The following is a 13,958-nucleotide window of genomic DNA, read 5'->3' as shown; positions in this document are numbered from 1 at the left end:
GGGCGCCGCAGGCGGATGCTCCGGTCGCGCCAATTCCTTTGATCCACATCAAGGCGAAGGCCGGCGCGAGGCGCCATTGAGGGGCCGATATGAAGGACTCTCCACACATGTCCCACAAAGACACCTCGCTTTACGCTGCCCGCGTGCCGATCTTCCCGCGCCGGGTGAACGGCAAGTTTCGCCGCCTGAAATGGGCGATCATGGCGGTGACGCTGGCCATCTACTACATCACCCCCTGGCTGCGCTGGGACCGGGGGCCGAACCTGCCCGACCAGGCGGTGCTGATCGACCTGGCCAATCGCCGCTTCTATTTCTTCTGGATCGAGATCTGGCCCCACGAATTCTACTTCGTCGCGGGCCTGCTGGTCATGGCGGGGCTGGGGCTGTTCCTGTTCACCGCGGCCCTGGGGCGGGTCTGGTGCGGCTACGCCTGCCCGCAGACGGTGTGGACCGACCTGTTCCTGGTGGTCGAACGCTGGATCCAAGGCGACCGCAACGCCCGGATGAAGCTGCACAACGCCCCCTGGACAGGGCGCAAGCTGCGGCTGAAGGGCACGACCTGGGCCGCGTGGCTGCTGATCTCGGTCGCCACGGGTGGCGCGTGGGTGTTCTATTTCGCCGACGCACCCACGCTGGCACGGGACCTCTTCACGCTGCAGGCCCCGCCGGTGGCGTGGTTCACCATCGCCATCCTGACCGCCACGACCTTCACCTTCGGCGGCTTCATGCGCGAACAGGTCTGCATCTACATGTGCCCTTGGCCGCGCATCCAGGGCGCGATGATGGATGACGGCACGCTGACCGTGGCCTATCGCGACTGGCGGGGCGAGCCGCGCGGCAAGGGGCTCAAGCGGCGCGAGATGGCCGAGGAGCTGCGCGTGACCGGCCCGCAGCTGGGCGGGCGCGCGCCGCTGATCCCCATGCCCGGCGTGCCCGACACGACCACCACGCCGCGCCTGTCGGTGCCCGACCGGCTGGCCCAGCCCGGCGACTGCATCGACTGCAACGCCTGCGTGAACGTCTGCCCCATGGGCATCGACATCCGCGACGGCCAGCAACTGGCCTGCATCACCTGCGCGCTGTGCATCGACGCCTGCGACCAGGTGATGGAGAAGGTCGGCCGCCCGCGCGGGCTGATCGACTACGTCGCGCTCAGCGATGCCCCGCGCGAGGCGGCGGGCGGCGCGCCCGTCTCGGCGTGGCGCCACATCCTGCGCCCGCGCAACATCGTCTATTTCGCGCTTTGGTCGCTGGTGGGCGTCGCGCTGGTCTTTGCCCTGTTCGTCCGCCCCGAGATCGAGATGACGGTCGCGCCGGTGCGCAACCCCACCTTCGTGACCCTGTCCGACGCCAGCGTGCGCAACGCCTACGACGTGCGGGTGCTGAACAAGAACGGCGAAGAGAGATCGTTCCTGCTGTCCCCGTCGCTCGACACCACCGTCGCGCTGTCGGTCGAGGGCGCGCCGGGCCAGATCGTCACCGTGCCCGCCGACACGCAGGAACGGGTCCGCGTCTACCTGACCGCCCCGCCCGACGCCCCCGCAGCGAACCGCGACCGCACCGACCTGCGGCTTTGGGTGCAGGACCTCTCCAGCGGCGAGCGCGCCCATGTGGACACCAACTTCAACGGAAAGGACACGCCATGACCGAACTGAAAGGGCGCCACGTGGCCGCCATGTTCGTGGGCGGCTTCGGCATCATCATCTCGGTCAACCTGGCGCTGGCGGTGAATGCCGTGCGCAGCTTCCCGGGGCTGGAGGTCGCCAATTCCTACGTCGCCAGCCAGTCCTTCGAGGACCGGCGCGACGCGCAGGACGCCCTGGGATGGGAGGCGCAGGCCGCCTATCGCAAGGGGATGCTGCACCTGTCCATCTTGGACGCGGCCGGTACCCCCGCCCCGGTGCGCGACCTTTCGGTGCATGTGGGCCGCCCGACCGAGCAACGCGACGATGCGGCCCTCGAGCTCGACGCGGCAGGCACCGCGCGGGCCGTCCTCGCGCCGGGGATCTGGCGGCTCGACATCGCGGCCAGCGCGCCCGACGGCACGCCCTATCGCCACGCGCTGCGGATCCGGGTCAACCCATGAGCGTCGCCGCCTGCCCCGCCTGCGCGGGTGCGGTCCCCGGGCCGCGCGCCGCCACGCCGGACGCCACCCACCTGCTGCACCTGCCCGACATCCATTGCGGCGGCTGCATCTCCAGCGTCGAGCGGGCGCTGACCGCCCTGCCCGACGTGCTGTCGGCGCGGGTGAACCTGACGCAGAAGCGGGTCTCGGTCGCCGCGCCGGGCCTGTCGTCGCAGGTGCTGATCGACACGCTGGCGCGGGCGGGCCACCGGGCGCAACCGCTGGACAGGGGCCGCCTCGGCCCCCGCGACGCGGAACTGCGCCGCCTGCTGACCCGCATCGGGGTGGCGGGCTTCGCGATGATGAACGTGATGCTCATGTCGGTGGCCGTCTGGTCCGGCGCCACGGGGGCCACGGCGCAGGTGTTCCACCTGGTCTCGGCCATGATCGCCATTCCCGCCGTCGCCTACGCCGCGCAGCCGTTCTTCGGCTCGGCCCTGTCGGCGCTGCGCGCGGGGCGGCTGAACATGGACGTGCCGATCTCGCTGGCCATCGTGCTGGCCTCGGGGGCGTCGCTGGCGCAGGCCTTCGGGCTGTCGGACCGGGCGGGCTGGTTCGACGCGGCGCTGGCGCTGACATTCTTCCTCCTGGTGGGCCGCTACCTGGAACGCGCGGGCCGCGGCGCCGCCCGATCCGCCGCGGCCGAGCTGGCCGCGCTCGAGGCGCCGCAGGCCCTGCTGGTCACGGCCGACGGCACGCGGGTCGTGGCCGCCGACAGCCTGGTGCCCGGCGACCGCATCCGCCTGCTGCCGGGCGACAGGCTGCCCGCCGACGGCACCATCCTGTCCGGCGCGACCGACCTGGACCGATCGGCCCTGACCGGCGAAAGCGCGCCCGCCCCGGCGGGGATCGGCGACGCCGTGCAGGCGGGCGAGATCGCGCTGACCGGCAGCGTCGAGGTCCGCGTCGACCGCGCGGGGCGGGACACCGCGCTCGCCCGCATGGCCGAGATCGTGGCCACCGCCGAGGCGCAGCGCACCCGCTACGCCGGCATCGCCGACCGGGCCGCGCGGCTCTACGCCCCGCTGGTGCACGGGCTGGGCGCGGCGACCTTCGCGGGCTGGCTGCTGGTCACCGGCGACGCGTGGCTGTCGCTGGACGTGGCGATCTCGGTGCTGGTCATCACCTGCCCTTGCGCCCTGGGCCTGGCCGTGCCGGTGGTGTCGACCGTCGCGACCGGGCGGCTGTTCCGCGACGGGATGCTGGTGAAGTCCGACACCGCGCTTGAGCGGCTGTCGCAGATCGACACGGTGGCTTTCGACAAGACCGGCACGCTGACCACGGGCGAGGTGCGGCTGGCGACGGAACTGGCCGACGACGACCTGGCGCTGGCCGCCGGCCTCGCCCGGCACTCGCGCCACCCGCTGGCCCGCGCCATCGTGGCAGCAGCCGACGCCCGCGACATTTCACCCGCCCAAGTGGACGGGCTGACCGAGCACCCGGGCCTGGGTCTCGAAGCCACGCACGGCACCCGCCGCATCCGGCTGGGGCGCCCCGGCTGGGCCGGTCCCGAGAGCGACGGGCCCTCTGCCTTCCTCGACACCGGCGACGGCGCCCCCCGCCCGCTGGAAACGGCCGAGCGGATCGCGCCCGAGACCGAGGCGACCGTCACCGCCCTGCGCGCGCGCGGCATGGACATGGCGCTTCTGTCAGGAGACGGCCCCCGCGCCGTCGCGCGCATCGCGGGCGCGCTGGGCATCGCGGCGGCGCAGGCGCGGCTGACGCCCGAGGGCAAGGTCGACTGGATCGCGGACCGCCGCGCCGCCGGGCACAGGGTGCTGATGGTGGGCGACGGGCTGAACGACACCGGCGGGCTGGCGGTGGCCGACGCCGCGATCAGCCCGGGAAGCGGGCTCGACGCCGCGCGCTCGGCCGCCGACGTGGTGCTGCTGCGCGGCGGGCTGGGCGGCGTGACCGATGCGCTCTGGACCGCGCGCGGGGCCATGGCGCGGATGCGCCAGAATATCGGGCTGGCCGTCGCCTATAACGTGGTGTCGGTGCCGCTGGCGGTGCTGGGCTATGCCTCGCCACTGGTGGCGGCATTGGCCATGTCCCTGTCGTCGATCACGGTGACCCTGAACGCGGTGAGACGGTTCAAATGAACGTTCTGACGATCCTGATTCCCGTCTCGACCGGGCTGGGCCTGCTGGGCCTCGGGGCCTTTCTCTGGACGCTGCGCGCCGGCCAGTACGAGGATCCGGCCGGCGACCAGGCCCGCGCCCTGTCGGACGAGCATGACGACCACCCGGCGCCATAGGCACGCGGGTCTTCGTAGAAAAATCAGCGCGGGGGCGGATCATGCGCAGCACGATCCGCCCCCGCCCGTTTGTCAGCCCTTAGTCAAGGGCGGCGTCGCAGCGGCCGCAGACATCGTCATGCGCGTGGGTGCCCACGTCCGGCAGCACTTTCCAGCACCGCGCGCATTTCTGTCCCTCGGCCCGGTCGAAGACCACGCCCACGCCCGGCACGTCGTCCAGCGTGAAGGCGCCTTCGGGCGCGGGGTCGGACGACAGGGTGATCTGCGACGTGATGCACAGGTCCGCGAAGGTTTCGGCGTCGCGGATGGTGGCCGCGTGCTCGCCCGACAGGTGCACAACCGGCGCGGCCTCGAGGCTCGAACCGATGACCTTGTCCCGCCGCGCCTGCTCCAGCGCGCCCAGAACCACGCGGCGCGCGCCGCGCACGATGCGCGACCGGTCGGCCAGTGCCGGATCCAGCCACGTCTCGGGCGTCTCGGGCATGTCCAGCAGGTGCACGGACGCGCCCGCCTCGGGGTGCCGCTCCAACCAGACCTCTTCCATGGTGAAGACCAGGATCGGCGCCAGCCACGTGACCAGCCGCTGGTAGATCTCGCCCATCACGGCCTCGCAGGCCACGCGGCGCGGGCTGCCTTCGGCGTCACAATAGAGCGCGTCCTTTCGCACGTCGAAATAGAAGGCCGACAGGTCCAGCGTGGCGAAATCGAACACCGTGCGCCACGCGCGCTGGAAGTCGTAGGCCTTGTAGGCGGCGCGCACCTGTCCGTCGATCTCGGCCAGCCGGTGCAGCATCAGCCGTTCGAGCTCGGGCAGCTCGGCGGGCAATGCGGGCACCTCCTCCGGCAGCGATCCCAGCAGGAACCGCATGGTATTGCGCAGCCGGCGATAGCTGTCGGCGACACCCTTCAGGATCTCGGGCCCGATGCGCTGGTCGGCGGTATAGTCGGTCTGCGCCACCCACAGCCGCAAAATGTCGGCGCCGTATTGCTTCACCACCTCTTCGGGCACGATGGTGTTGCCCAGCGACTTGGACATCTTGTTGCCCTTCTCGTCGAGCGTGAAGCCATGGGTCACGACCGCGCGGTAGGGCGCGCGGCCGATGGTGCCGCAGGCCTGCAACAGCGACGAATGGAACCAGCCGCGATGCTGGTCGGTGCCTTCCATGTAGACGTCGGCGATGCCGTCCGCCGTCCCGTCGGGCCGGTCGCGCAGCACGAAGGCGTGGGTGCTGCCCGAGTCGAACCACACGTCCAGGATGTCGAACACCTGCTCGTACTGCTCGGGGTCGGCCGCGTCGCCGATGAACCGTTCCTTCGCGCCCGGCGCGTACCAGGCATCGGCGCCCTCGGCCTCGAAGGCGGCGAGGATGCGGGCGTTCACGTCGGCGTCGCGCAGCAGGAACGCCGGATCGTCGGGCTGGGTGTCCTTCTTCACGAAACAGGTCATGGGCACGCCCCAGGCGCGCTGGCGGCTCAGCACCCAGTCGGGCCGGCTTTCGATCATGGAATACAGCCGGTTGCGCCCGCGCTTGGGTGTCCATTCCACCAGCTGGTCGATCGAGGCCAGCGCCCGCTCGCGGATCGTCCGGCCATAGTCGTCGTGACCGTCGCCCACGGGCCGGTCGATGGCCACGAACCATTGCGGACGGTTCAGGCGGATCACCGGGGCCTTCGACCGCCACGAATGCGCGTCGCTGATGGTCAGGCGCGACCGGGCCAGAAGGCGCGCGCTCTCGACCAGCTTGCCGATCACCGCCTTGTTGGCGCCGCCCGGCTTGCCGTTCTGCCTGATGATCTGCTCGCCCCCGAAGAACGGCAGGTCGGCGCGGTAGCTCGAGTCGTCCAGCACGTTGTAGGTCATGGGCAGCCCGTGCTTGCGCCCGATCTGGAAGTCGTCGTCACCGTGGCTGGGCGCGGTGTGCACGAAGCCGGTGCCGGCGTCGTCGGTGACGTGGTCACCGGGCAGCAGCGGCACGTCGAAATCCCACTCGCCCTCCGCGCCCGCGGCTCCGCGCAGCGGGTGGGCACAGACCAGCGCCTTGATCTCGTCGGTCTGCACGTCGCGGAGGCGGCGATACTGCCCCTCTTCCAGCCGCGCGGCCGACAGGGTCTGCTCGGCCAGCGCATCGGCCAGCAGGTACAGGTCTCCCACATTCGCCCAGCACTCGTCCGGGGTGCCGGTGACCTCGTAGAGGCCATAGCCGATCTCGGGGCCGAAGCAGATCGCGCGGTTCTGCGGGATGGTCCAGGGCGTGGTCGTCCAGATCACCACCGACGCCGATTCCAGCTGCGCCTGCCGCTTGTCCACCGCGGCGCGGATCGCCTCGCGCTCTTCCAGGGGCGCTTCTTCCGCGGCGACGGCCGCTTCGCTGTCCAGCGCGTCGGACTGGGCGCTGACCACCGGGAACTTGACCCAGATCGCGTCGACCTGGCGGTCTTGGTATTCCACCTCGGCCTCGGCCAGCGCGGTCTTTTCCACGGGCGACCACATGACCGGCTTCGAGCCCTGGTAGAGCGTGCCGTTCATCAGGAACTTCTGGAACTCGCCCGCGATCACCGCCTCGGCGTGGTAATCCATGGTGAGGTAGGGCTCGGCCCAGTTGCCGGTGATGCCCAGGCGCTGGAACTCGTCACGCTGGATGTCCACCCACTCGGCGGCGAAGTCGCGGCACTCCTTGCGGAACTCGACCACGTCGACGGCATCCTTGTCGCGGCCCTTGGCGCGGTATTTCTCCTCGATCTTCCACTCGATGGGCAGGCCGTGGCAGTCCCAGCCGGGGATATAGCGCGCGTCGAAGCCCATCATCTGGTGCGACCGGACGATCATGTCCTTGATCGTCTTGTTCAGCCCGTGACCGATATGCAGGTGCCCGTTCGCATAGGGCGGGCCGTCATGCAGGGTGAAAGGCGTCCGCCCGTCCTTCTCGCGCAGGCGGTCGTAGACGCCGATCTCCTGCCAGCGGGCCAGCCACTCGGGCTCGCGCTTGGGCAGGCCCGCCCGCATGGGAAAGTCGGTCTGCGGCAGGTTCAGCGTGTCTTTGTATTCGGGCGTGGTCTTGGTGTCGGTGGTGTCGGCGCACATGGGATCGGTCCCCGCAAGTGGATGGTCTGGGCAGGATTGGAATGAGGGCGGCGCGCCAGTCGGTCATGCGCCTTGTCCCGGCAGCCTGAGACGATCAGGCGACCGGGCGGATAATTCGTATGATGCGAAAGATCCGGGCCATCTTGCGCCCGCTTATAGGCACGATGGCGCCGGGCGGCAAGAACGCTCAGGCGGTCTCGGGCGCCGCCTCGTTTCGCACGCTCAGGTCCGACGAGCCGAGGAAATGGCCCCAGGTCTTCATCCGGTCGATATTGTCGCAGATCACCTTCACGGCCACCAGGAACGGCACCGCCATCAGCGCCCCCGCGATGCCCCAGAGCCAGCCCCAGAAGACGACCGTCACGAAGACCGAGACGGTGTTCAGCTCCAGCCGTCGGCCAAGGATCGCGGGCGTGATGATCTGCCCTTCCAGCGACGTGGCCGCGAGGTAGAGAAGCGGCGGCGTGATCGCCGCGCCCAGCGTCGGGAACGCGAGAAGCGAGAAGACCGAAACCAGGAAGACGCCCGCCATCGCGCCGATGAAGGGCAGGAAGTTGAAGGCGAAGGCCACGATCCCCCAGACATAGGCGTTGTCCAGCCCCGACGCCCACATCAGCCCCCAGATGATCAGGCCGAGCCCCGCATTGATCAGCGTGATGGTCAGCAGGTAGCGCGAGATCGCCTTCTCCACGCCCATCATGATCCGGTAGGCGCGCTTCTTGTCGGACATGCTGGGCAGCGCCTCGACGATCTTCACGCGGAACATGTCGCCCGAGGCCAGCAGGAACAGCGCCAGCACCAGCGTCACGGCGAAGGTGGTGCCGACCGAGGCCGCGTTGCTGACGGCCGAGTCAAGCAGGCCGGGGCTTTCGATGGAAACCTTCTGAACCCTTTCGCCACCGCCGTTGGATTCGGCCATCTCCTCGACCTCTTCGCTGGCCTCCTTGACCTTCTCCACCGACTCGGTCAGCCCCCGCAGCTTCAGTTGAAGCTCGCGCCCCATCTCGGGCGCCTCGGCCAGCCATCGGCTGACGGGACCCGACGCCGCGTAGCCCGCGGCGCTCAGCCCCACGCCGATGGTCACGATCAGAAGGACCGCCGTCACCGGCGCGGGCACGCCGATGCGCCCCGCTGTGCGCACGATGGGGCTGAGCGTCAGGGCCAGCATGAGACCGAGGATGATCGGCAGCAGCACGTCGCGGGAGAAGTAGCAGGCCACGACCACCGCCACGAAGGCCAGCAGGATCAACGCGCGCCGGATGCGGTTCAGCTGGCTCAGCACCTCGATCCGCCAGCTCGGGTCGCTCATCTGGTCAGGGTCGATCTGATCGACCGGGGGAAGGGCCATGGGCGACACCACGCGAATGTGAATTTGGTTCCAGCGTCAACTTGCGACCAACGGACGCGGTTCCCTCAGCGGCTCCGCAATCCGTCCACGTGCGACCAGACCGCGCTGATCACGACCGACCCCTCGCCCACCGACGAGGCCACCCGCTTGACCGACCCCGCGCGCACGTCGCCCACGGCGAAGATGCCGGGCGTCGAGGTCTCGAAGGCGGTGCGCCCGCCGGTCGCGGGGCCGGTCACCACGTATCCCGCGCGGTCGAGCTCGACCAGGCCGCGCAGCCAGCCGGTATTGGGCGCGGCGCCCACCATGACGAACACCGCCCCGGTCTCGAGCTGCCAGTCGCGCCCCTCCAGCTTGTCGCGCAGGGTTATCGCTTCCAGCTGGTCCCTGCCGTGCAGCGCCGTCATCTCGGTGCGGTAATGCAGGGTGATGGCCGGGTCGGCCTCGAGCCGCCGGGCCAGGTAGTCCGACATGCTGGCCGCAAGGCTGTCGCCGCGGATCAGGACATGCACATGCGACACGCTGCGCGACAGGTACATGGCGGCCTGCCCCGCCGAGTTGCCGCCGCCGACCACCACCACCGGGCGGCCCCGGCACCAGCGCGCCTCGACATCGGTGGCGGCGTAGTAGATCCCGGCGCCCTCGAACGATTCCAGCCGGTCCAGCGGCAGGCGGCGGTACTGCACCCCCGCCGCCACCACGACCGCGCGCGCCGTGACGCCGCCCCCGTCGTTCAGTGTCGCGCGGAACAGGCCGTCCGCGCCCTTCTCCAGCGCCGTCACCCGCGCGGGCATGGCGAAGCGGGTGCCGAATTTCATCGCCTGAACCTCGCCGCGCCAGACCAGGTCGCCGCCCGAGATGCCGGTGGGAAAGCCCATGTAGTTCTCGATCCGGCTGGAGGTGCCCGCCTGCCCGCCCACGGCGGTATCCTCGACCACCACGGCGCTCAGCCCCTCGGCGCCCGCGTAGACCGCCGCCGCCACGCCCGCCGGGCCGCCGCCCACGATCAGCACGTCCAGAACCTCGTCCGCGTCGATCTGCAATTCCAGCCCCAGCACGCGGGCGAGTTTCGCGGGGCTCGGATCCTCGATCACCACGTCGCGCCCGAAGATCACCGCCGGGCGATCCGTCGCGATGGCGCAGAGCTCCGCCTCGGCCGTAGCCCGCGCGCTGCCCAGCGGCAGGTCCTCGAACGGGATGCGGTTGCGGCTGGCGAAGGCGGCGATATCGCGGATGGTGCGGTCCACGTCCGAGCCGATCAGCTTCAGCGCGCTGTCGCCGGTCTCGATCTGGCGGCGCCGCCGTGCGGCCAGCACGGTGATGACGATGTCGCTCATCTCGGGGATCTGCCGCATGAGCGCCAGCATCTCGGCCCGCGGCACGGCGAGGGCGGTGGTCGGCGCGCAGGCCCGCAAGGTCATCGACGCCACCGCCCCGGTCAGGAACGCGATCTCGCCCACGAACTGCGTGGGACCCAGCGTGTGCGGCAGGTGCCGCGCGTCGGTCCAGGGATTCACCACCTCGACCTCGCCCTCGGTCAGGAAGATGAACTCCTCCTGGACCTCGCCCGCACGAAGGACCGTCTGGCCCGCCTCGTACCGGATCTCGCGCCCCGCCTTGCGCAGGGCGGCCACGTGGCTGTCGTGCAGCGGCGTGCGCTGCATCTCGGCCAGGTCACGCGCCAGGCTCTCCACCCGCGTCCTCCTTCCGACCCGGGAACAGGCCCGACAGGGCCCGCCCCACCAACCGCGTCACCTGCGGGCGCGGCGCGGCGGCGAAGGGCAGCGGGCGGCAGACCTCGATGGCCGCCACGCCCACTCGCGCCGTCAGCGCGCCGTTCACCACGCCCTCGCCGAAGCGGCGGCTCACGCGGCTCAGCACCGATCCCCCGGCGACCGAGCTGATCAGGTCGTCGCCGACCGCCACGGCGCCCGTGGCCACCAGGTGCGTCATCACCGCCCGGGTCAGCCGCCAGCTGCCCAGCGTTCCGGCCCGCCCGCCATAGATCTCGGCGATGCGGCGGATCATGCGCAGGTTGGCGGTCAGCGCGGCGGCCACGTCGGCCAGCGCCAGTGGCACCACGGCGGTGACGGTGGCCACCTGCCGCGCCGCCGCCTCGACCTCGATCCGCGCGGCGGCGTCCAGCGGTGCCAGCAGCTCGGTCTCGGCCAGGGCGAACAGCGCGTCGGCGTCGAACACCTCGCCGCGCCGCTCCTCCACCCGCGCCACGTGCCAGCTCAGCGCATCGCGATCCCGGTAAAGCGCCACGATCCGGTCCAGCACCACCCGGGCCCGCGCCGTCGTGCCCTCGGCCAGGGCGGCCTCGGCCTCGGATTGCAGCCGTCCCATGCGTGCCAGCCGCGCCAGCGCCGCCAGTTCCCGCAACGCGATCAGGACCGCGACCAGCGCCAGCCCCCCGGTCAGCACCAGCGCCACCCAGCCCAGCACGGCATTGCGCGCCAGCAGCGCGTCGATGGCCGCCCAGGCGGTCAGGGACAGGGTGAAGACGAACAGCGCGCCCGCCAGCCGCCAGAACCACCGCCCCAGGGCCGAACGCTCGCGCGCGGCCAGCGCGGCGGCGGTGCGCATAGCGCGCCCGTCGGGCCGGTCGTCCCGGCCGCCCGTCTCGGGCACCGGCGGCGCCAGCGCGGGCGAGGCCGCGGGCCCATCGCCCGGCTCCTCGATCAGGACGGGTCCGCGCCGTTCAGCCATGGAACGCCCCCGATCGCGCCGCGCCCCGCACATCACTGGTCCCCAAATACTCTTGCGCCGCCGTCGGAACGGGCGCGACGCCGGGCGGATGAAACGCGCTCACAACCGGTCCCCGATCAGGAACTCCGCCGCCCGGTCCAGGCGGATATGCGGTGGCCCCTCGCCGGGCTTCAGGCTCAGGGGCTGGGGGGCGAAGCGCATGATGGCGTAATCCTCGTCCAGCCAGGCGGGCGCCCCCTGCCGCGCGGGGGTCAGAAGATGCGCGGGATCCTCGGGCAGATGGCCGGGATGAAACGCCGCGCGGCGGCCATCCTCCAGCAACACGCCGCGCACCACGTCGAGCTCGCGCCCGTCATGGGTCACCGTATCCTCGGTGGTGGCGCGCAAGGCGGCGATGGACATGGCGGCGGTTGTCGCGCCGGCGTAATCCGCGCGCCGCTTGGCGTCCGACAACAGCGCCTCCATGATCGCGGTCAGCTTGGCGTGCTGGCTGTGGTGCAGGTGATCGGCCTTGGTGGCGGCGAAGAGGATCCGCTCGATCCGGCGGCCAAGGAAGATCTGACTCAGGAAGTTGTTCTGCCCCGGGCGGAAGGCGCCCAGGATATCGCCCATGGCGCGGCGCATGTCCTCGACCGCCTGCGGACCCGCATGGATCGCGCCCAGCGCGTCGACCAGAACGACCTGCCGGTCCAGCCGGGCGAAATGGTCGCGGAAGAACGGCTTCACCACCTCGCGCTTGTAGGCTTCGTATCGCCGCGCGAACTCGCGCCCCAGCGAGCCGCGCCCGTGCTCGCCGGGCGGCAGGGGCGCGAAGGTCAGGACGGGGCTGCCCGCCAGGTCGCCGGGCAGCAGGAACCGCCCCGGCGTACAGTCCGAATACCCGTCCTCGCGCGCCGCGCGCAGGTAGCCGGTGAAGGCCGCAGACAGCGCCTGCGCCTGCGGCTCGTCCAGCTTGGCGGCCGGGTCCGCCCCGGCCAGCGCCGCGCGAAAGGCCTCGGCCTGCGGGCGGTTCTCGAGCCGCTCGAGCGTCTCGCGCGACCATTGCGCGAAATCCTTCTCGATCAGCCCCAGGTCCAGCAGCCATTCGCCGGGATAGTCCACGATATCCAGGTGCAGCGTGCGCGGCCCGCGCAGGCCCGCCACCAGGCCGGTGGGCTGCACCTTCAGCGACAACCGCAGCTCGGAAATGGCGCGGGTGCTGTCGGGCCAGTGCGGCGCGGGGCCGGTCAGCGCGGCCAGGTGCGTCTCGTAGTCGAAGCGCGGCAGGGTGTCGTCGGGCTGGGGCTGAAGATAGGCCGCGCGGATCGCGCCCTGCGCCGCCGCGCGCAGCTGCCCCATGCGCGCCCGGTTCATCAGGTTCGCCACCAGCGAGGTGATGAAGACGGTCTTGCCCGCGCGGCTGAGCCCGGTCACGCCCAGCCGGATGGTGGGTTCGAGGAACGCGCCCGACACCGCGCTGCCCGCGCGCTCGACGCGCCGTGCGACTTCGTCCGCGATGTCACCGATGATCAAGCTGCACGCCCCCGCCTTTGCCAATCCACAACATAGGCAGCACCCCCCGCGCCTTCCAGCCCGCGCCGGTCTCGGACCAAGACGCCGACGCCCCCCCCTCGCCTGCGCCTCTCTTTCCCCGTTCACCGCTCGAAGCCGGCAATCTCGCCGCCCCGCCCGCCATTCGAGGCGCCCGGGCATTGCGACGGCGCCGGATGCGTGGGACCATCCACGTCATCCGCGATGAAAGGCCCCCGGCATGGCAAGCGACACCCCGAAGCGTGGGCAAGGTTTCGATCTCAAGAGCGGGACGACGGATGCCGATGCCGTCTCCGGCTATTACGACGCCTGGGCGTCCACCTATGACGAGACGCTGGACTCCTGGGACTACCGGGCGCCGGCGATCGCCGCGGAACGGCTCGCCCGGCACGTGCAGGCCGGTGACGCCATCCTGGATGCGGGATGCGGGACCGGGCTCTTCGGGCGCGCCATGGCCCGCCACGGGGCGTTCCGCATGGTCGGGCTCGACATCTCGTCGGCCAGCCTGGAGCGGGCCGGACAGCGCGATCTATACGACCGGCTGATCCAGCATGACCTTCAGCGGCTGCCCCTGCCCATCGACGACGACGCCATGGCCGGCGCCGCGTCTGTCGGGGTCCTCACCTATATCGAGAACGGCGCCGGTTTGCTGCGCGACCTGTGCCGATGCGTGCGTCCCGGCGGCGTCATCACCTTCACGCAGCGCACCGACCGATGGGAAGAGCGCGCCTTCGCGACGATCGTCGAGGCGATCGCCGAAGACGGCGCGTGGCGCGTGCTCGAGATCAGCGAGCCGCTCGACTATCTGCCCGGCAACCAGGATTTCGGCCACGACATCAAGGTGATCCATACCCTCTGCCGGGTGACGTGACGGGGCCGCGCGGCCGATCCGACGGGACATGCG

10 protein-coding genes are annotated in these 13,958 nt (G+C 71.0%); 5 read left to right on the top strand and 5 right to left on the bottom strand.

The genetic code is table 11. The features are described from left to right. Window positions 1-107 precede the first annotated feature (107 nt). Genes ccoG through ccoS form a run of 4 tightly spaced genes read left to right on the top strand, consistent with a single transcriptional unit; the run spans window position 108 to window position 4,382 of the window. A complete protein-coding gene (gene ccoG, locus BUB76_RS12570; RefSeq protein ID WP_073129146.1) occupies window positions 108-1,646 on the top strand; it encodes a cytochrome c oxidase accessory protein CcoG in 1,539 nt (512 codons plus the stop codon). Beyond that, entirely contained in the window at window positions 1,643-2,086 is a 444-nt protein-coding gene (locus BUB76_RS12565; RefSeq protein WP_073129145.1) for a FixH family protein, read from the top strand. Before ccoG ends, BUB76_RS12565 begins: the two co-directional genes overlap by 4 nt. Continuing rightward, window positions 2,083-4,227, top strand: a complete 2,145-nt coding sequence (locus BUB76_RS12560; RefSeq protein ID WP_073129144.1) for a heavy metal translocating P-type ATPase — start codon at window positions 2,083-2,085, stop codon at window positions 4,225-4,227. Before BUB76_RS12565 ends, BUB76_RS12560 begins: the two co-directional genes overlap by 4 nt. Continuing rightward, complete coding sequence (gene ccoS, locus BUB76_RS12555) at window positions 4,224-4,382, top strand: cbb3-type cytochrome oxidase assembly protein CcoS (RefSeq protein WP_073129143.1); 159 nt, start codon at window positions 4,224-4,226, stop codon at window positions 4,380-4,382. Before BUB76_RS12560 ends, ccoS begins: the two co-directional genes overlap by 4 nt. Before the next feature lie 79 nt (window positions 4,383-4,461). Here the strand turns inward: ccoS and ileS are convergent, their stop codons facing one another. The 5 genes from ileS to BUB76_RS12530 all read right to left on the bottom strand — a co-directional run bounded on the left by ileS (window position 4,462) and on the right by BUB76_RS12530 (window position 13,036). After that, entirely contained in the window at window positions 4,462-7,464 is a 3,003-nt protein-coding gene (ileS, locus tag BUB76_RS12550) for an isoleucine--tRNA ligase (RefSeq protein WP_073129142.1), read from the bottom strand. Between the two features lie 187 nt (window positions 7,465-7,651). Beyond that, window positions 7,652-8,812: an AI-2E family transporter gene (locus BUB76_RS12545; RefSeq protein ID WP_073129141.1), complete on the bottom strand. Its 1,161-nt coding sequence runs from the start codon at window positions 8,810-8,812 to the stop codon at window positions 7,652-7,654. Window positions 8,813-8,877: 65 nt separating this feature from the next. After that, a complete protein-coding gene (locus BUB76_RS12540; protein ID WP_073129140.1) occupies window positions 8,878-10,506 on the bottom strand; it encodes an FAD-dependent oxidoreductase in 1,629 nt (542 codons plus the stop codon). Next, window positions 10,487-11,524 carry a YcjF family protein gene (locus tag BUB76_RS12535; protein WP_073129244.1) on the bottom strand — a complete coding sequence of 346 codons (1,038 nt, stop codon included), beginning with the start codon at window positions 11,522-11,524 and terminating at the stop codon, window positions 10,487-10,489. The genes BUB76_RS12540 and BUB76_RS12535 overlap by 20 nt, the downstream gene beginning before the upstream one ends. A 99-nt stretch (window positions 11,525-11,623) precedes the next feature. Beyond that, on the bottom strand, window positions 11,624-13,036 hold the full coding sequence (locus tag BUB76_RS12530; RefSeq protein ID WP_073129139.1) for a YcjX family GTP-binding protein: 1,413 nt from the start codon (window positions 13,034-13,036) through the stop codon (window positions 11,624-11,626). Window positions 13,037-13,274: 238 nt separating this feature from the next. On the opposite strand from BUB76_RS12530, the gene BUB76_RS12525 reads away from it, so the two are divergent. Beyond that, on the top strand, window positions 13,275-13,925 hold the full coding sequence (locus tag BUB76_RS12525; protein ID WP_073129138.1) for a class I SAM-dependent DNA methyltransferase: 651 nt from the start codon (window positions 13,275-13,277) through the stop codon (window positions 13,923-13,925). The last annotated feature ends 33 nt before the right edge of the window (window positions 13,926-13,958 follow it).

Source organism: Palleronia salina, from assembly GCF_900141995.1.
In the GTDB taxonomy this organism is placed as follows: Bacteria; Pseudomonadota; Alphaproteobacteria; order Rhodobacterales; family Rhodobacteraceae; genus Palleronia; species Palleronia salina.
Note: the sequence above shows the minus strand (reverse complement) of the source record. Positions and strands in the feature narration are given on the sequence as shown.

What these genes read in the sequence shown, in the direction of transcription:
- ccoS (WP_073129143.1), top strand. Translation starts at nt 4,224, where the DNA reads ATGAACGTTCTGACGATCCTGATTCCCGTCTCGACCGGGCTGGGCCTG.
- BUB76_RS12565 (WP_073129145.1), top strand. Translation starts at nt 1,643, where the DNA reads ATGACCGAACTGAAAGGGCGCCACGTGGCCGCCATGTTCGTGGGCGGC.
- ccoG (WP_073129146.1), top strand. Translation starts at nt 108, where the DNA reads ATGTCCCACAAAGACACCTCGCTTTACGCTGCCCGCGTGCCGATCTTC.
- BUB76_RS12560 (WP_073129144.1), top strand. Translation starts at nt 2,083, where the DNA reads ATGAGCGTCGCCGCCTGCCCCGCCTGCGCGGGTGCGGTCCCCGGGCCG.
- BUB76_RS12535 (WP_073129244.1), bottom strand. Translation starts at nt 11,524, where the DNA reads ATGGCTGAACGGCGCGGACCCGTCCTGATCGAGGAGCCGGGCGATGGG.
- BUB76_RS12525 (WP_073129138.1), top strand. Translation starts at nt 13,275, where the DNA reads ATGGCAAGCGACACCCCGAAGCGTGGGCAAGGTTTCGATCTCAAGAGC.
- ileS (WP_073129142.1), bottom strand. Translation starts at nt 7,464, where the DNA reads ATGTGCGCCGACACCACCGACACCAAGACCACGCCCGAATACAAAGAC.
- BUB76_RS12545 (WP_073129141.1), bottom strand. Translation starts at nt 8,812, where the DNA reads ATGGCCCTTCCCCCGGTCGATCAGATCGACCCTGACCAGATGAGCGAC.